Source organism: Oryzibacillus soli (assembly GCF_051594765.1).
Lineage (GTDB): Bacteria > Bacillota > Bacilli > Paenibacillales > NBRC-103111 > Paenibacillus_AR.
The window spans coordinates 202863-220594 of the sequence record NZ_JBPPGJ010000004.1 but is presented as its reverse complement, the minus strand read 5'-3'; the positions used below and the strand labels follow the sequence as shown (position 1 = coordinate 220594).

At 57.1% G+C, this 17732-nt stretch carries 16 protein-coding genes and 1 pseudogene; 8 read left to right on the top strand and 9 right to left on the bottom strand.

The window, feature by feature from the left end:
• Positions 1-5 precede the first annotated feature (5 nt).
• A complete protein-coding gene (locus ACSEXW_RS07025) occupies positions 6-857 on the top strand; it encodes a YwqG family protein (RefSeq protein ID WP_438445399.1) in 852 nt (283 codons plus the stop codon).
• 35 nt (positions 858-892) lie between these two features.
• Positions 893-1942 (top strand): GNAT family N-acetyltransferase, encoded by a 1050-nt coding sequence (locus ACSEXW_RS07020; protein ID WP_438445398.1) that lies wholly within the window; start codon positions 893-895, stop codon positions 1940-1942.
• Between the two features lie 90 nt (positions 1943-2032).
• On the opposite strand, the gene ACSEXW_RS07015 is transcribed toward ACSEXW_RS07020, so the two are convergent.
• The 4 genes from ACSEXW_RS07015 to ACSEXW_RS07000 form a co-directional block, all read right to left on the bottom strand.
• On the bottom strand, positions 2033-2614 hold the full coding sequence (locus tag ACSEXW_RS07015; protein ID WP_438445397.1) for an LOG family protein: 582 nt from the start codon (positions 2612-2614) through the stop codon (positions 2033-2035).
• Positions 2615-2632: 18 nt separating this feature from the next.
• Positions 2633-2953, bottom strand: coding sequence for a MazG nucleotide pyrophosphohydrolase domain-containing protein (locus tag ACSEXW_RS07010; RefSeq protein ID WP_438445396.1), 321 nt, complete (start codon positions 2951-2953; stop codon positions 2633-2635).
• A 248-nt stretch (positions 2954-3201) separates the two neighbouring features.
• Positions 3202-3564, bottom strand: coding sequence for a hypothetical protein (locus ACSEXW_RS07005; protein WP_438445395.1), 363 nt, complete (start codon positions 3562-3564; stop codon positions 3202-3204).
• A gap of 17 nt (positions 3565-3581) precedes the next feature.
• Entirely contained in the window at positions 3582-4130 is a 549-nt protein-coding gene (locus ACSEXW_RS07000) for an HAD-IIIA family hydrolase (protein WP_438445394.1), read from the bottom strand.
• 199 nt (positions 4131-4329) lie between these two features.
• On the opposite strand from ACSEXW_RS07000, the gene ACSEXW_RS06995 reads away from it, so the two are divergent.
• Complete coding sequence (locus tag ACSEXW_RS06995) at positions 4330-5238, top strand: aminoglycoside phosphotransferase family protein (protein WP_438445393.1); 909 nt, start codon at positions 4330-4332, stop codon at positions 5236-5238.
• A gap of 58 nt (positions 5239-5296) precedes the next feature.
• Here ACSEXW_RS06995 and ACSEXW_RS06990 read toward each other — a convergent pair whose 3' ends face one another.
• A complete protein-coding gene (locus ACSEXW_RS06990) occupies positions 5297-5659 on the bottom strand; it encodes a DMT family transporter (RefSeq protein ID WP_438445392.1) in 363 nt (120 codons plus the stop codon).
• A 387-nt stretch (positions 5660-6046) separates the two neighbouring features.
• Between ACSEXW_RS06990 and ACSEXW_RS06985 the strand changes: the two genes are divergently transcribed.
• Positions 6047-7078, top strand: coding sequence for an SGNH/GDSL hydrolase family protein (locus ACSEXW_RS06985; protein WP_438445391.1), 1032 nt, complete (start codon positions 6047-6049; stop codon positions 7076-7078).
• Positions 7079-7322: 244 nt separating this feature from the next.
• The gene (pelA, locus tag ACSEXW_RS06980) at positions 7323-9233 is read left to right on the top strand and encodes a pectate lyase (RefSeq protein WP_438445390.1); all 1911 of its coding nucleotides are present in this window, start codon (positions 7323-7325) and stop codon (positions 9231-9233) included.
• A gap of 71 nt (positions 9234-9304) precedes the next feature.
• Here the strand turns inward: pelA and ACSEXW_RS06975 are convergent, their stop codons facing one another.
• Positions 9305-11155: a DUF2264 domain-containing protein gene (locus ACSEXW_RS06975; protein WP_438445389.1), complete on the bottom strand. Its 1851-nt coding sequence runs from the start codon at positions 11153-11155 to the stop codon at positions 9305-9307.
• A gap of 223 nt (positions 11156-11378) precedes the next feature.
• Here ACSEXW_RS06975 and ACSEXW_RS06970 point away from each other — a divergent pair.
• Positions 11379-13001 (top strand): annotated as a pseudogene (locus ACSEXW_RS06970) (amidohydrolase).
• 77 nt (positions 13002-13078) lie between these two features.
• On the opposite strand, the gene ACSEXW_RS06965 reads toward ACSEXW_RS06970, so the two are convergent.
• On the bottom strand, positions 13079-13381 hold the full coding sequence (locus tag ACSEXW_RS06965; RefSeq protein WP_438445388.1) for a hypothetical protein: 303 nt from the start codon (positions 13379-13381) through the stop codon (positions 13079-13081).
• Between the two features lie 102 nt (positions 13382-13483).
• On the opposite strand from ACSEXW_RS06965, the gene ACSEXW_RS06960 reads away from it, so the two are divergent.
• On the top strand, positions 13484-14158 hold the full coding sequence (locus ACSEXW_RS06960) for an NAD-dependent epimerase/dehydratase family protein (RefSeq protein ID WP_438445387.1): 675 nt from the start codon (positions 13484-13486) through the stop codon (positions 14156-14158).
• A 65-nt stretch (positions 14159-14223) separates the two neighbouring features.
• Here the strand turns inward: ACSEXW_RS06960 and ACSEXW_RS06955 are convergent, their stop codons facing one another.
• A complete protein-coding gene (locus tag ACSEXW_RS06955) occupies positions 14224-14400 on the bottom strand; it encodes a hypothetical protein (RefSeq protein WP_438445386.1) in 177 nt (58 codons plus the stop codon).
• Positions 14401-14543: 143 nt separating this feature from the next.
• Between ACSEXW_RS06955 and ACSEXW_RS06950 the strand changes: the two genes are divergently transcribed.
• Positions 14544-15656 carry a F510_1955 family glycosylhydrolase gene (locus tag ACSEXW_RS06950; protein WP_438445385.1) on the top strand — a complete coding sequence of 371 codons (1113 nt, stop codon included), beginning with the start codon at positions 14544-14546 and terminating at the stop codon, positions 15654-15656.
• Positions 15657-15740: 84 nt separating this feature from the next.
• Here ACSEXW_RS06950 and ACSEXW_RS06945 read toward each other — a convergent pair whose 3' ends face one another.
• Positions 15741-17597, bottom strand: a complete 1857-nt coding sequence (locus tag ACSEXW_RS06945; RefSeq protein ID WP_438445384.1) for a DUF2264 domain-containing protein — start codon at positions 17595-17597, stop codon at positions 15741-15743.
• Positions 17598-17732 lie beyond the last annotated feature (135 nt).

The window sequence follows — 17732 nt, the reverse complement described above, 5'->3', positions numbered from 1 at the left end:
TTACGATGGATCCTAATGTGTTGGCCCGCATTCAAGCCAGCGGACTACAGGAGCCGGTGCTGGTCCGGCAGGCGCTGGAGTCGGTACGGCTGTGGACGGAACCGGCGGAGGAGGAGGACATACCCGCGGCTCATTCCAAAATAGGAGGGAGGCCGGATCTGCCTCCTTCCGCCGAATGGCCGGCTTATGAGGGCCGGCCGCTGCATTTTATCGCACAGGTGAATCTGGAGCAGCTCGGCTGTGAGCCGCCAGAGCTGCCCCGTAAGGGGATGCTGAGCTTCTTCTATGACGCGCTGGAGCAGCCTTGGGGCTTCGATCCGGCGGACCGGGGCAGGTGGAAGGTGCAATACTTCGAATCCCTGACAGACCTGGTGCGGCGGGAGGAACCGGAGGAGCTGGTAGAGCAGGGCACTTTCGGGGCTGCAAGGATCGGCCGGTGCTCGGTGCAAACCACGCTGCCGGACTATGAAAGCTTCTGCCTGCGGTCGATGGATTGGTCCCCGGAGCAGAGGGAGCGCTATCTCCAATTGGCCGAAGAAGTGGGAGAATATAACCGGACCACTTCGGTGACCCATCAGCTGCTCGGCCATCCGGGCTTGATCCAGGGGGATATGCAGCTGGAATGCCAACTGGCCAGCAATGGCCTGTATTGCGGAGACGGGAGCGGCTACAGGGATCCCCGTCGGGCCGAGCTGGAAGCCGGTGCAGCGGCATGGAGGCTTCTCTTGCAGGTCGATTCCGAGGAGGAAGCTGGCATGATGTGGGGCGATTCCGGACGGCTCTACTTCTGGATCCGTGAGGAGGATCTGCGGGAGAGACAGTTTGACCGTGTCTGGCTGAGCCTGCAGTGCTGTTAGCTACCGGGACACGATATTGGAGAAAGGGCGGGTTGATGATGCATCCAAGCGCTATCTATCCGGTTGTGGACCGGCTACGGAAACACCGGATTCGCTTTGCTCTGGGCGGGAGCGGCATGCTGCACGCTATGGGCTTGGTTCAAGTGGTGAATGACTGGGACTTGTCCGTGGAATGTAAGAAGGAAGAGCTTCTTCAAGCGCTCCATGGCTTAGATTGGGAGGAGCTGGGCTGCGGTACGGCCCCGTTCGCCAGCGGGTATCGCATCAGCATCCCCTCCTTGAACGCGGATGTGATCGGGAATTTCGCCATGCAGACGGAGCTCGGGAAGGTGGAGCTTCCGGTCCGGGTCGGATGGGAGTGGGAAGGCATTCCCGTTTCTGCCCCGGAAGTCTGGTTCGTCGCCTACAGCCTGATGGGACGGGAAGAAAAGGCGGCTCTCATCCTGGAGCATCTGAAGAGACATCCCGAACGGATCCATGCCGGGCTAGTGGAGGCACTGCTGGAGTCTCCGGCACTACCGGCTCTGGAGCGGCAAGAGCTGGAGGGACTTCTAGTCTTGTCTGGCTCGAGGGGGAATATCATGGACACCGAAAGGCTGCGAATCAGGCGGTACCAGGTAGAGGACTTGGCAGAGCTTCATGGCCTCTTGTCCGATCCGTTGACAATGAGCTTCTGGCCGGCGCCCTTCGACTTGGAGCAGAGCGAGCGTTGGCTGAAGGACCGGGCATTAGCCCTCTATCCTTCGGGTATGGGCCGGATGGCGGTCGAGTTGAAGGATACGGGGGAGCTGATCGGGGATGTGGGTCTGATCCGCCAGGAGCTCGACGGTGCGGCCGAATACGATCTGGGCTACATCGTGTCCTCCCGGCATTGGGGCCACGGCTACGGCCTTGAGGCGGCGCGGTCCATGCTGGAGTATGGACTGAATACGCTGCGGCTCCCACGGATCTGTGCGAATATGCCCGCGGACCATACCTCCTCCAGAGCGGTTGCCGAGAAGCTGGACTTCACGCTGGAGAAGACGTTCCGCAACAGCCGGAACCGGAACATCGAGACTTGCCTGTATGTGAAGGAAGGGCTTTAAGTGATATTGAACCTGCTGAGAATGCCCGGACCCCAACATAGTTGGGACTCGGGCCGTCTTTTTGTCTGCGGGCATGTTCAGTTTCATGAATCAAGTGCGCTGTTCGGTGAGATACGTTTTGACTGAAGGAGCCTTATATATGGAGAATTGCTTCAGGATCCCTTCTGGCGTATCATCCGAAATGACCATAGCACGATACTTTGACTGCATGAAATGGTTGCGTTCCATCGTATCAAACATGGATACAATGGGATCAAAATAATGATTGATATTTAGTAATCCACATGGCTTTTGATGCAATCCTAACTGACCCCATGTAAAGATCTCAAAATACTCTTCTAACGTTCCGGGTCCACCAGGAAGAGCAATAAATCCATCTGCCAATTCAGCCATCTTTGCTTTACGCTCGTGCATGGAGTCTACCATGATAAGCTCTGTTAAGCCCTTATGCGCGATCTCACGATTCTGGAGAAATTGAGGGAGCACTCCAATAACAGAACCTCCGTGTTCCAGAACAGCATCCGCAACAATTCCCATCAGTCCGACATTAGCTCCGCCGTAAATAAGAGTGATTTGATGTTTGGCAAGCTCTTGGCCCAATTTTATTGCGCTTTCTTTGAAAATGGAGGAGCTTCCTTCACTAGAACCACAAAATACTGCGACTGATTTCATAACCGATCTCCCATTTCATTAAGTTTCTGAGTAACGTGCTTGAAGCTTTTGTTTATGCGAGATTAAGATATCTTCAAGAGAGATATCATACTTATTAGCAATCACAATGAGGTTTCCTAACACATCACCAAGTTCTTCCGTCAATTCCATCTTGTTCTCTTGAAATGTGCCTGAAACCTCATCCGGACGATCCCTGCCAATCTCTAATGCACGAATTGCGCGAGCTACTTCCCCGGTTTCCTCAGCAAGAAATCCAATACGGACAAAGATATCTAAGTCTGACCAGTTGCGATTCTTGTAATACTGTTTAACCCATTGTTGAAATTCAATAATATCCATGTATCCCTCCAAGATAACAAGAAAGTTCGAACTCAAAACTTTGATAAAATCGTCTCGCATTCAAGCAATCGCAAACACGTGTTCCCATAAATGTTACCATTTTCTTGGGCATAAAAACAAGGGCAAAATATGCTGCCCGTTATTGTCGCAATAGCCGACGTTGGTTTGGCTGCGGGACCGGGTGTTGGCTCTCTACCCTTCGGGCATGGGCCGGATGGCGGTCGAGCTGATTTGTTGCTGCAATCAACTTATCCGCCTTGAATCAAATCGTTCTTAACTAAATCGAAGGCTACTGCGATTTTAATCTGAAAGGTTTTACTTAGACCCTTCATCCAATTCTCAATTGGATACACTTCAACTATTGGAGCCATTGTTTTTTCATAACGATCCAGCTCAACAGTTATAACGGAGTGAGTATCAACAAGAAAGCTAATGATATCTTCACCTTGTTCAGGTGTCCAAGATAAGACGTGCGCTGTCGTCATCGTAGGAAATGTCTCTCTAATTACGTTCAAAAACCTACGCATGGATGAGTCATTGAATAAATGATGTTTAGATGCTATTAATTCTTTTCGATATGCTTGTTCTGTCATCGTCCCTTTGAGTTTCATGTGGCACCACCTAAGCGCTATCGTAATCTCATGGGTGAGTTACTCGAAAAAATCCATTTTACTGCATCATTTATATTTTGAGCTATAAAATCTGGAGTGGTTTCGTCCCATTTATATCTGTACTCCGTAAGCGACCCTTCTCCCCACCCGGTTTTTACCATAATCTTCATTGCACCAACCGCATGTGCAGCAAGCATATCGGTATCCCCGACATCTCCAATAACGATACATTTCGTTAAATCCAACCTATATTGTTCCGCAGCTCGATACAGCATTCCTGGTTTTGGTTTTTTACAATCACAGCTTTCGTTGCTGCCATGTGGACATATGAATGAATCGTCAAAGCCGAACTCAGAAAATTGCCTTTTAAAATCGTCTATAGAAGCTTGCCCTCTAGATATCCTGTGTTGATTGGTAAATGCAAATACTCTTATACCAGCCGCTTTAAGTTCGTTAATGGCATCCTGTGCACCTTCAAACAAGGAGAAGTCCTTCGGATGAATGAAGTGTCCCGTTCCGCCGATTGTTCCGTCCCTATCTATAAAAACTGCTTGTAAAATAGGCACTTCCTTCCTCCTTTTTAACAATCCCTTTATCATCCATTTATTCGGTTGAAATCGGGGAATCCCTTTATTGGGGGTGATAGCGGTACACCCCATCATGCAAGGCCACCGGTGAGTTGAATGGAAATTGAAGGATATAGAACCCTCGCTGTCAAAATACACGAGGTGAACATCAGGCTGGAAGGGAGATCTAAGCAAAATTATGAAAAGAATACCGGACAATTTCCATGAGAAAATGGTATCCGTATACGGTTCGCATGTTGAAGAATGGGTTCGTTCGCTGCCACAGTTGATCGCTAAGAGTGAGGCGCATTTTGGCATTAAGGTGGAGGCGCCATTTGACAATTTGTCTTATAACTATATCGCGCATGGAGTTAATAGAGAGGGGAAGGCAATCGTACTCAAACTCTCGTTCATGAAAGACGATCTTGCCAAAGAGATGCGAACCTTGACCGCGTTCGAGGGGAAAGGGGCCGTTCAAGTGATTGAATGGAATGATGAACTCGGCGCAGCTGTGCTTGAACGTGCTATCCCAGGTACACCACTGTCCGCTACGGTGGATGACAGGGTGGCGACAGAAATTTTCTGTGAGGTTTTCAGACGTCTTCGTAGTCCGTTTGTCGGCGATGATGGGGATTTCCATACGATGCGAAAATGGTTTGGTGGAATAGCCCGTTATCGCAACCGCTTCGGTTCCAATGGTCCACTACCCGAGCATTGGGTCGTTCGGGCTGAAGAGGCATTAGAGGAGCTGCTTACGACAACCACCGAATCGGTGCTCATTCATGGCGATCTGCATCATGGGAATATTCTACGCAAGGGTGATGACGACTGGGTGGTCATCGATCCAAAAGGTATAATGGGAGATATTTACTTTGAGACGATCCAGTTTTTACTCAATTATGTCGATAGGGACGGTGACTGCGATACGGTCCTCATCCGCCGTGTGGAGATGATGTCGGAGCGACTTGGACTTGATCGCAGCCGCATTGCTCAGTGGGGCATTGCTCGCGGTGTGCTTGAAGCATGCTGGGCAATCGAGGGGAGAGCGGACTGGAAGGAGGGCATCGATATCTCAGTGCGCTTTGCGAAGCTGCTGAACGAAGCGTGAATCACATGATACTTTAACTCGCTTACGGCAGCTTCTTCACCTGAGTCTCAAACAGGACTTATTCCTGGACAATCGAAGCTGTTGTTTTCTCTGCCTCTCCGTGTCCAGCTCCGAATAAGTTTAGTACAACTACCCCAATAACGATGAGAGCAATTCCGACGATGCTTCCTGTGTTTAATTTTTCTTTCCAAATCCATACAGAAATGAGTGCTGTTGCAACTGCTCCTATTCCTGACCAGATGGCATAAGTCATGTTTAAGGGAAGTGTTTTTAAGGTAAGAGAGATAAAGTAGAACGAGCAAACATAGGCGACAAGCGTGAAGAACGTGGGATATAACTTGGTAAAACCTTGAGATGCCTTAAGCATCGATGTGCCGATTAACTCGCTAATGATAGAGATTGCCAAGTATGCATACGCCATTAAATTACTCCCTGCCAGTCCGACTTTTCAGCAAACCAACTAATGGCCTACCTGAATCGTTAAGGACTTGAATTTTGTTAAATCACTTTTTCCACCTCTTACAATACTGTATACGCCTGCTATCACAATATCAAGCACGCTGCCGCGAAAGCGCATTTACCTGTGATACACCGGAATGAAGCCGGTCAGCCGGTTGCATCACGAATGTCTCTTGGGGAGGGATCCCGATCTCTGCATCAGCAGGTGATGGATCTGAGAAGTGAGGAGTACGAGCAAGACGCTGGTGGACATGATTCAGCCTGGAAACTTTTCCAGCTTCGAGGTATTCTGGTTAAGACAGTTCTTCATTCCGTATTATCGATAATCGTTACGAAAGGATAATGTCTCATGTTGTTCGGAAACGTATGGCTGCACAATATAGAGGAAGCCGCGCCGGTGGAGGGGGGCTTCATGCTGGAGCGGGTCCCCCGGAGTGTCGGGGCCTTGCTTCGGGAGAGCACTCAAGCCCAGTACCGGCGGGCGGGAGCAAGCGAGATCCGCTTCGTGAGCATCGAGGGGAAACCCGTCACCGTCACCCTGTCCTGTCCGGACGGGAATGGGACGGCCTATCTGTATTACGGGGATTTCCCTTGCGGAACGGTGCCGTTGACCCCGACTCCCGTCCCGGTCCGGATGGAGCCTCAGCATCCCTACCACCTGCTGCATGAAGCGGTGAAGCCGGAGCCGCTGGCATTCTCGAGGCAGGTCTGGCGGATCCTGCTGCACGGCAGCCGGGTCTGCCTCCATGGTATCGAAGGGGAAGCCGTCCGGCCACCGCTGCCCGGCGAAACACCGGAGCTCACGTATTTGGCCTACGGCACCTCCATCACCTTCGGGGAGGCGGCATCGGTGCCGGACGTCACCTATGTGATGCAGGCCGGGCGGCACCTGGGGGCGGATGTGCTGAATCTAGGTGCGGCTGGCTCCTGCCACTGCGAGCCGGGCTTGGCCGACTACATAGCGGTCCGCCGGGACTGGGACGTGGCCAGCCTGTGCATCTCCATCAATATGCTGAACCAAGGGATAAGTTTGGCGGAATACTCGGACAAGGCCTCGTATATGGCATACACCGTGGCCAGTCGGAACCCGGGCAAGCCGGTGGTGTGCATCGGGCTGTTTCCGAGCTTCGCTGACTTCGGCTTGGCATGGCCGGATCGGCACCCGGCGGCCACGGCCCAGGAGTACCGGGACACGCTCCGGCGGATCGTGGAGGAGTCGGGGTTGTCCAACCTCCACTACATAGACGGCCGGACGCTCCTGACCCGGTACAGCGGCCTGTCCCATGATCTGCTTCATCCGAATCACCACGGCATGATTGAGATCGGACGGAATCTGGCAGAGGCCATCGGGCCTCTGGTGCGCAGGAAGCCGGAGCATTGACGGCGGCTGCATCGGATATGCAGCAATTAACCTGAATCAGCAGATGGGAGCCAGCCGGCCTATAAATCACACTTTCGGTGCAATGGGGAGCAAATCCGCCGGCCGGAGGCGCGTATCTGCAAGGTTCTGATCTGATGATTATGGTGATTGCGCGGGGGATCGCTCTATAATGACAATGGTCAGACGAATGCGCAATGTGAGAGCCTTGTCATTCTACCATGGGTACATAAGGAGCGATTCGAGTATGAGTATAAGCAGCAACGGCAACCGCAGCAGGTTCAGCCGCAAGTATCCCGCTAAGGTGTTATCCGCCGCAGTGGCCTTCACCTTGGCCGCCGGTCCGTGGACCGTATCCGCCGCTTCCGCAGCGGAAGCGGCAGGTCCCGTAACCCGGGCATCCTTGCTGGAGGCGGTCACCCAGGCATTGAACGTGAAGGAGCAATCGGCGTTCTCGGCTCCCTTCAAGGATGTTCAAGCGAATTCTTCGGACAGCATCCTGCTGGGCAAAGCACGCTACGCCGGTCTGATGAACGGCTTCCCGGACGGGACCGCCCGTCTGCAGGAAACGGTCACCCGGGAACAGGCGGCCGTTATCGTGGCCAAGGCGAAGAAGCTGGCTCTCAATGCTGCTGCGGCGGACGTATATAAGGATGCCCAGGCCATTTCCTATTGGAGCAAGGCGTATGTGGGCGCCGTGACGGAGGCCGGTCTGATGGCGGCCCTGCCGGACGGTACCTTCGGTCCCGAGGCCGTGCTGAGATCGGATGAGCTGGCCCGTCTGAAGAAGGCCATCGAGGAAGTGCGATATATGGAGGTGCTGAGCGCCAAGGCCGTGAATGCCCATACCGTAGAGGTGGTGTTGAACGGGAAGGTCAGCGACTTCAAGGCCTCCGACCTTCAGCTGTCCGCTCCGACCGCCAAGTGGGCCGACCTGAATCCCGCGCTGGACCGGACTCTGACGGTGAAAAGCGTGAAGGCGGCCGCAGGCGCCAACGGCCAGACCGTCGTCACCCTGGAGGTCCAAGAAGCCTTGGAGGCGGACGGGACCATTCTGCCGGCAGCTGCCCCATCCTCCATCCCTTATCTGAAGGCCGCCTATTACACCGGTGATCTGGAGAAGGACAAGAAGACGGCCGACCAGATCCTGACCTATCAGCTGGACGGCGGCTGGAGCAAGGAGACGCCCAAGCTGGTTCTCGAGAAAGGCGCCTGGGACGGCAAGGAAAAACGTTCCAGCTGGATCAATAATAACGGTGTGGAATTGGCCACCATCGACAACAATGCTACCACGGACGAGATTCTGTTCTTGTCCTATATGTACGGCGCAACCAAGGATGTCCGCTACAAGGAAGCGGCTCTGAAGGGCATCGGCATGCTCCTGAAGATGCAGTACCCCACAGGCGGGTGGCCTCAGGTGTACCCTGCGCGGGGGAACTATTCGGATTATGTGACGTTCAACGACAATGCAATGGTTCGCGTCATGTACGTGCTCTCCATGGTGAAGGATAAGAAGTTCCCCTTCAACACCGATCTGGCGGACGCTGCCGGCATTCAAGCCGTTCAGTCCTCGCTCGATAAGGGTCTCGACTATATTCTGAAGTCCCAGATCACCGCCAACGGCCAACTGACCGCTTGGTGCGCCCAGAGCGATCCGGTCACCTACGAGCCCCGGCCGGCCCGAGCCTACGAGCATCCGTCCATCTCCGGCTCCGAGTCCGTCGGCATCATCGCTTACCTGATGTCCCTCCCGGATCAGACGCCTGCGGTGAAGAAGGCTGTGGACAGCGCCCTGCGCTACTTCCAGGATGTCCGGGTGGACGGCATGAAGTTCGACAAGAAAGATCCGAAGGGCATCTACATCCTGCCGGATCCATCGAAGACCTTATGGTACCGCTTCTACGAGATCGGCACCAACAAGCCGATCTTCTCCGGACGGGACGGCGTCATCAAGCATCAGGTGAATGAGATCGAACTGGAGCGCATCCAGGGCTATTCCTGGACCGGCGAATGGCCGGCCAAGATCCTGAATATCGCGGCCACTACCGGCTACTACGAGAACCGGGTCTACGTGCAGGTTGCCGGCACCGCATCCAAGAGCGAGTCGGGCCTAACCCTCCAAAAGGGGAAGATCACCCTGGTTACGGGTGCCAAGTAGCACCGCACGGAAAAACGCCAAAGAACCCGTTCCCTAGCGCTAGGGAACGGGTTCTTCCATTAGGGTGGTGCTTATCGGGAAACGGACCAGATGAGACCGCCGTGCTCCACCCGGAGCTCCTCGGGGGACACGGTCAAGACTGGAGGCTTCGGCCATAAGGATACGGGAGCTTCGGGAGCGATGCTCCCCAGTACGGCGGAAGCCAGCCAATGGGTGCCCGGCTGAAGGAGGCCTTTCAGGGTAGGAATCGCCGTCTGGGGATGGATCAGGTTCGTATTCGGCTCCACGTTGATCAGCTCGGGCGTCAGGCTGCCGTCGGCAAACAGGTTCACGATCCCGCTGGTTCCCCATGGATAGTGGGCCATGACGCCGTTCTCGTCCTGCGTAATGCCGTCCTTCACGGAGAGCTTCTCCAGTCCGACCCGCTTCAGAGCGAAGCCTCCTTCTGCGGTGTGGAGCTCTCGTTCCGACACGATCCGGTGTAACCGGACATGCCACATACCGGCGGGCAGGAGCCAGGTTTCCACCTGCACGTTCTTCCACGGCTTCCAGCGGGAGTACAGACTGCCTGACTCGACCCGGTACTCCTCGCACTCGTGGCGGGTCCGGTAATAGGAGCCGTCCTCGCTTAAGGCCAGCATGGAGTCGAATGCGCCCTGCACCAGATTCAGATTGGACTTGGTGATGCTGAAGCCGAAGGCGCTGGAGTAGGCGAACTTGGCGTACTTAGCCCCGTAATGCATGGGCCGGAAGCCGGCGGTTTGCCCGGAGGTCAGCGCAACGACATGGCCGGGCTCTTTGGTGAGAATCATCCGCGCGTGTGTCTGTACGGAAACCTCGGCCCGGGCAGGCAGCTCCTCCTCTTCGGCGGTCCAGAAGGGGTGTCCGTCTGCAAGCGCCAGCGGCAGGAACGCCTTCATGGCCCAATACGGAGAGCCGGGAGCGTTATAGCCCTCGCTCATATGGAGGTTGGAATACGCGTAACCAATGGTGAGCAAGCCGTCGGAGGTGAAGATGTTCTTCTGGAACCACCACCGGAGGTTGCGCAGCAGGAGCCCCTTCATGACTCCCCAGCTGAATACTTCCACGTCGGCATAGGCGAGTGCGCCCCAGAGGGCCGACATGGCGAACCGGTAGGTCAGACTCCGGCCGTAGGGCAGCGCCGTACCGTCCTCGGCGAACCAGTGGATGAAGTCCTGCGCGAACAGACGGGCTCTCTCCTTGTAGCGTGCGGAGCGCTCCGGGTCGCGGTGTTCCATCAGCTTGGCGTAGATCAGGCTGTAGAAGTGCATGGCGAAGGGAATGTAATAGTCCAGCTGGTCGGTCTTCCCGTCCGAATACCAGCCGTCTCCCACATAGAAGGTGTCCAGCAGCTCCAGAGCACGTTCTCTCGAGCCGGCGTCGAACTCGGCGCCTACCCGTTCCAGTCCCGTATTGACGAATACGATGAAGAACCGCCAATTGTTCGGGGGCATATCGTAATGGTTGATCTGATCCAGCCAAGTCCGGAAGCGCTTCTTCTCATCCTCCGTAAGAGGCGACCAGACCTTCTCAGGCGCAAGACATAATGCCAGACCCAATGCGGCCATCTCGACAAAACGCTGGTCATAAACGTCGGTGACTCCCCAATATTCCGGATGCTCCGGGTTCGTTCCGTTGCGGATGCCCTCTGCGTAGGTATCCCACAAGGTGCTTTCACCGCCGCCCGCGGACAAGGGCACGAGTCCCCACAAGGGCCGTGCGAATGCTTCCACCAGCGCGGATACCTCCTCATACTGCGCGGCGGAGCTGCCGAGCGTAAGCCAGGCTTTTCCTTCGCTGAAGTGGGGCTCCAGCGGGCGGCACAGCTGCCGGACGGCCTCCTGGAGATCTTCCTTGGTCTTCAAGGGGTTATGGCGAATAGGCAGATCAAAGATTGTCATAGCTGTCAGGACCTCCGGAGGTTCGATAGATTCATGGCATTTAAACGTTTTAATTGTGCTGGTTTCTATTTTACCTCATGAAGGAGGGGGAGTGTACCGTTTTTGTGCTTGATTACGCAAACGTTCATGATTGTTGGGGCTATTCGTCTCTGGCCGGACAGGCTGTATAATGGTGGAAAAGACTGCGATTCTTCAAATCATCGAACCGGGGAGCTGCTGTGGAATGAACGCTACGCTATACTTGAACGGAAATCTTCGGTTTCCGGCACCGGAAGGACCCGATGCCAGGCTTCTGTCCTCCGCAGCGGACGCCGTGTATGTGGAGAACGGCATCATCCGCGCCGTCGGCCCAGGGGCGGAGCTGAAGCTCCAGTTGACGGGACGAGACTACCGTACCGTGGACTGGGACGGAGCTTATGTGCTGCCCGGGCTGACGGATTCCCACATGCACCTGGGCATGTACGGATTGAAGAGGAGCATGCTGGATTTCACCGGAATCGCCTCGAAGGAGGAGATGCTCTCCATGATCCGACGCCGGGCGGCCGTAACGCCGACCGGAGAATGGATTCTCGGGCTCAACTGGAACGAGAATCTATTCCGTCCGGCAGAGGCTCCTCATCGGACCGAATTGGATGAAGCGGCCGGCAGCCATCCCTTATTCTTGACCCGCACCTGCTATCACGCCTAGTTGGCCAATTCGGAAGCCTTCCGCCGTGCGGGCATCACGGATTCCGTCTCCGACAGCAAGGACGGTGCATACGGCCGCGACGCCGGCGGGAGATTGAACGGCTGGATCTACGAGGAGGCGTCGGTGCCGTTCCAGAGCGTGCTGCCGCAGCCGGATTATGCCGCGAAGAAGGAGGCGGTGCGCCGCGCCTGCCAGGATGCGCTGAGCCTGGGACTCACAGCCGCCCACACAGAGGATCTCCGTTTCTTGGGCAGTGTAGAGACGATGCTCCGGATTCACAGAGAGCTGCAGGAGGAGGGGCTTGCCTTCCGGACGCACCAGCTGCTCTTCCATACGTTCCTCCGGGAGGCGCAGGAACGGGGGCTCCGAGCGGGGGATGGCGATGCTTGGTGTCGCATTGGAGCAGTGAAGCTGTTCGCGGACGGAGCCATCGGCGGCCGGACGGCCCTTCTCAAGGAGCCTTACAGCGATGCTCCCCATACGAGGGGCACGGCGATCCATTCCGAAGAGGAGCTCCACGCCATCGTCTTCCGGGCGAGGGAAGCGGGATACCCGGTGGCCGTCCATGCCATCGGCGATGCGGCCGCGGAACTGCTGGCGGACGTCCTGGAGCGGCATCCGCTTCCTGGAGGTTCCCTGCTGCCGGACCGGTACATCCATGCCCAGGTCCTCCGGGAGGAGACGCTGACTCGCCTTGCGAGGCTGCCGCTGGCCGCCGATATTCAGCCCCGGTTCGTGCCGAGCGACTTCCCTTGGGTGCTGGATCGTGTCGGTCCCGGACGGACCGGCGGCTTGTACGCCTGGCGGACGCTCCTGCGGGCGGGAGTGGCTTGTGCGGGAGGCAGTGACGCGCCCATTGAGCCGCTCGACCCCTTCTTGGGCATTCACGCCGTCGTGACGCGGCGAAAGCCGGAGGAGGTCCACGAAGGTTATCTTCCCTCCGAGAAGCTGACGCTGGGGGAAGCGGTCCGCCTGTTCACGGAGGGAAGCGCCCTGGCAGCCGGCGAAGCCGATCTGCGGGGGGGAATCGGTGCGGGCAAGGCGGCGGATTTTACCGTGGTGGACCGTCCCTTGGAGGGAGATCCCGATGAGCTCTTGAAGGTGAAGGTGCGGATGACGGTGGTGAATGGCAAGATGGGCTATGAGTCAGGGGCGTGAGAAGAAGGGCGTGACGTTGGGGGAAGGAACCGGTAAACAGTGTACGAGGAAGTGCATGGTGTGGGCATAGGTGCGGATCATACCCGGAAAAACCGGCGGATCTGCTCCCATTGCTCCTCCTTGCGCAGAATATCCAGCTGCTTCGGGCCCAGCAGATCGAAGTGGGGATAAGGAGGGCGATGGTGGATATAGGCAGGGTTCAAGCCATGTCTTCGGCACCATGCCGACAGTCTGTCAAGATCGCTGCAGCCCACCTTGGTCACCGTCCGTACAGCCGGAAACCGGGGGTCCGTCCAATAATGGGTCAGGAAGGCGATCTCCCCGCGGGCAACCGCCTCCTTCCACAGCTGCAGCTCTTGCCGTTTGATTCCGAATGCCATAGTTAACCCTCCCGGCGGAATGTGATCTGGTTGCTTGGTCTATTCAGTGTACCATAGGAGGCGCAGTGTGATGAAACCAACGGACAGAGAGGCGGGAATGTCATGGAGAGAATGAACGGAGCGGAGCCGATGAACGTGATCCTGACGGGAGCGACCGGCATGGTGGGGGAAGGGGTGCTGCACGAATGTCTGCACTCCCCGGAGGTGGGCCGAGTTCTGGTACTGGGACGCAGATCATGCGGGGCAACCCACCCCAAGCTTCAGGAGCTTGTGCGGGAAGATCTGTTCGAGCTGGCGGCGGATGAGGAGCTGTTATCGGGCTATGATGCCTGCTTCTATTGCCTGGGCATCTCCTCGGTCGGAAGGACGGAGGAAGATTACAGCCGGATCACGTACGACTTGACGCTCCGTCTGGCGGAAACGATGGCACGCTTGAATCCCCGGATGGTGTTCTGCTACGTGACCGGTGAAGGTACCGGGCGGGGCGGGAGCATGTGGGCCCGGGTGAAGGGGCGAACGGAGCAGGCGCTGCTGCAGCTGCCCTTCCGTGGGGCTTATATGTTCCGGCCCGGCTACATCCATCCGACCCCCGGGCTGAAGAACACCCATGGCTATTATCGGGCCATCGCCTGGATGTATCCGGTGCTGCGCAAGCTGTTTCCTAGGCACGTGACGACGCTCCGGGAGCTGGGGACCGCTATGATCCGGTGCGGAATCCGGGGAAGCGGCCAAGCTGTCCTGGAAAATCCCGATATCGCCGCATGGGCCGAGAATTGATGCCCGAACAGAAGAATGGACCGTCGGACTCCGGCTTGCAGCCGGGACTGACGGTCCATTGTCCTTTACTTCTTCTTCGCGGCGTCCGTTACGTTGCCGGCGATGGCGGAGGCGCCTTGGCCGATCGACTTGGCCGCTGCTTTGGCGGTGTCGCCGATGACATCGCCTGTATCCTGAACGACGTCAAGGCCATCCTTCGCCCAATCCTTCGCTTGGTCCATCATGGAATCCTTCCCGGTCATCTTCGTTTCCCTCCCATCCGATGGATTGGAATGCGTCTATTAGGGTGCTTGATTCACAGGTTCTCCATACATACTCCATACTTTCTCCATTCTTTTCGGTTAGAATAACGGGAAACCATATCTATCCATTGGGGGTTAAGGCGTTGAAACGAAGATGTGCAGTTTGGAAGTTCCTTGCAGCCGGACTGACCCTCTTTCCGGGCACCATCTGGGCGGATGCGGCACATGGGGAGGCCCAGACGGACGCTATGGGCTGGAGGACTTATCTGCTCTTAGCATTCCTGGTGCTGTGGATCGTCTTCCTGGCCGCTTCCTTCCTGCCGGACACGAAGAGCATTCGCAGAAGCCGGAGCTTCCGGCGTCTGAGCTGGGCGGCCCTTGCCGGCCTGGTGCTGATGGGCAGTTGGAACGTATGGGCGTCCCGGGAGCTTAAGGACTCGGTCACCCTGCAGCATATACACGGCATGGGATATACGGCGGACGGACAGAAGCTGTTGTTCGCAGCACATGACGGACTGAAGGTGCTCTCCGGAGGACATTGGTCCTCGGGTCTAGGCGAGAAGCATGACTATATGGGCTTCTCCGTCACGGATCAAGGCTTCTACAGCAGCGGTCATCCGGCACCCGGCTCCAAGCTGAAGAACCCGCTGGGAGTAGTCCGGAGCACGGACGGAGGGGCAACGCTGGAGACGCTGGCCTACTACGGGCAGATCGACTTTCATCTGCTTGCTGCAGGCTACAAGAGTCATGCGGTTTACCTCTACAACCCCGCCCCGCAGACCGGCTTGAAGGAACCGGGACTATACCTCACCACAGATGACGGCAAAAGCTGGACCCGAGCCTCCGGGAAAGGGCTGGGTGGGGAAGTGACGGCCTTGGCGGTTCATCCCGACCAGCCGTCGGTGGCTGCCGTCGGCACCGTCTTAGGGGTGTACCTGTCCAAGGACTCCGGCGGCTCCTTCGAGCCCCTCTTGACCGGCAAGCAGATTACGGCTCTTAGCTTCGCCCCGGACGGCACCCTGCTTGCTGGCACCTATGCGTCCAATCAGGCCGGTCTGGTGCGGATCACGGTGGATTCGAAGCAGATGAAGGACATTCGGCTTCCGGCTCTGACCGGGGATGCGGTGGCCTATGCAGCAGTGAATCCGGCACGGCCCGGAGAAATGTCCATTGCGACTTACAATCTTCAAGCCTACACCTCTACGGACGGCGGTGCTGCCTGGACTCTCATTCTGGAGAAGGGGAAGAATCCGTAACTCGGCGAATGTTCGCTTCCCGAAGCGCACAAAAAAAGGATTGGACGGAGCTCATGGCTCCGTACCAATCCTTTTTGCATGGGGTTATTCCATGTCCATGCTGAACCACGGACTGCCGTCCGGGCGAAGGATGCTTAAGCGGCCTTCATGCACGGCTGCGACCGGCATAGCGGCGGAGTCGTCCGGCGCTCCCTCTCCGCTTCCATAGAACGCGGTCACCAGCCAAGAGGTGCCGGTCTCTAGGGAAACCTTCACAGTAGGGATGACTGTCCGGGGGAACATCACGCTGGTATTGGAATGGGGCTGGACCAGTGCGGGCGCGCCATTCCCCCAGAGGACTGCTGCGGCGCATGTGCCGAATACGGTCCGCACCGATACGGCGGCATCGCTCTCCGTTACCTGCCCTCGGCTGGTATGGTATGGACTGTCCTCCAGCCCCAGGGCGAAGCCTCCGTCGGCCGCATCCAGCGGACGCCCCGACTCGATGCGGTGGATCCGTACGTGCCATGGCAGCCCCGGGAGAATCCAGGTCCGGACAGATACGTCGGACCAGGGGCGCCAGACGGCATATACCATTTCCCCGGAGACCTCCGACGCCTCCGTCCTGCGCTTCACCCGGTACAGGTTGTCGCCCTCGCTTAGTGCCAGCATGCTGTCGAAGGCGCCTTGGGCCAGCCCCCATTCGGCCCGGGGAACGCTGAAGCCGAAGACGTTCGAATACACGAACTTTTCGTACTTGGCGGAGGTGTGGGTATGCTCGTTGCTGGAGGGGTGGCCGGAGTTGAAGGCCAGCACCTGGCGGTCCGAATCCCGGCGCAAGAGCACCAGATGGGGCGGCTTCTGAACAGACACCGGCGGCAGGTCGGGCATCGGCAGCTCCTCCGCGGTCCAGAACGGGTGGTCCTCGCCCAGAGCCAGCGGCAGAAAGGACTTGAACGCCCAATAGGGAGAGCCCGGCGAGTTGTAATTCTCCGCCATGATCAGATTGGGATACGCATATCCGACGGTCAGGGTCCCGTCCGTATGGAAGATGGGACGCTGGAACCACCAGCGAAGATTACGGAGCAACAGACCCTTCATGACCCCGATGGGGAACGGCTCGATGCCCGCGTACACCGCCATCCCCCAGAACGAGGACATGGCGAACCGGTAGCTCAGGCTTCTGCCGTACGGCAGAGCGGAGCCATCCTCGGCGAACCAGTGGATGAAGTCCCGGGCGAATTCTTCGGCGCGGCTCTTATACAGCCGGGAGCGCTCGGGATCCTCCTTCTCCATGACCTTGGCGTAGAACAGTCCGTAATAATGGATGGCGAACGGCCCGTAGTAATCGCAGTGGCCGCCATCGCCGTCCGAATACCAGCCGTCCGAGAGATAGTAGGCATCCAGCGCCGTCAAGCATTCCTCCATCCGCTCACGGTCGTAAGGCTGTCCGACGGAGCGGAGCCCCAGATTCACCAGCACCGCGAAGAACAGCCAGTTGCAGTCCCACAGCTTGCAGCGGTTGATCTGAGTCAGCCATGCGGCGAGATTGGATTTCTCCCGTTCGGAGAGCGGCTCCCAGACGGCCTCCGGCGCAAGCACGAGCGACAAGCCGAAGGCGGCCATCTCCACCAGCCGTTGGTCGTAGTCGTTCAGATCGCCCCAATATTCTTCATGCTGGGGGTCCGTTCCGTTCTTGATTCCGGTCAGGTGGCGGGACCAATGCTCGTAGAAGCCGCCTCCGGCCAAGAGGGGGGCCAATCCCCAGAGCAGGCGGGAGAAGCCTTCGAACCCGGCAATCCGGGGCGGGTAGGCGGCGCCGCTGCCGGCCAGCTCCAGACGGGCGAAGCCTTCGCTGTAGTAGGGTTGAACCGAACCGCACAGACCCTTCAGGGCGGCGGCCAGATCTTGGCGGGTGAGTAATGGATTGGTGTGTACGGGGTGCATATTGGGATGAGCCATGTCAGAGAACCTCCATCACGACAAAATAGGGATCTATCATTCATCAGCAAGAAGAAGACGCTCTTCTCACTATAACGACGGATCCCGGCGGTAGCATGCGAATCCTTTGATCGATTTGCAACTATTTTGACCAAT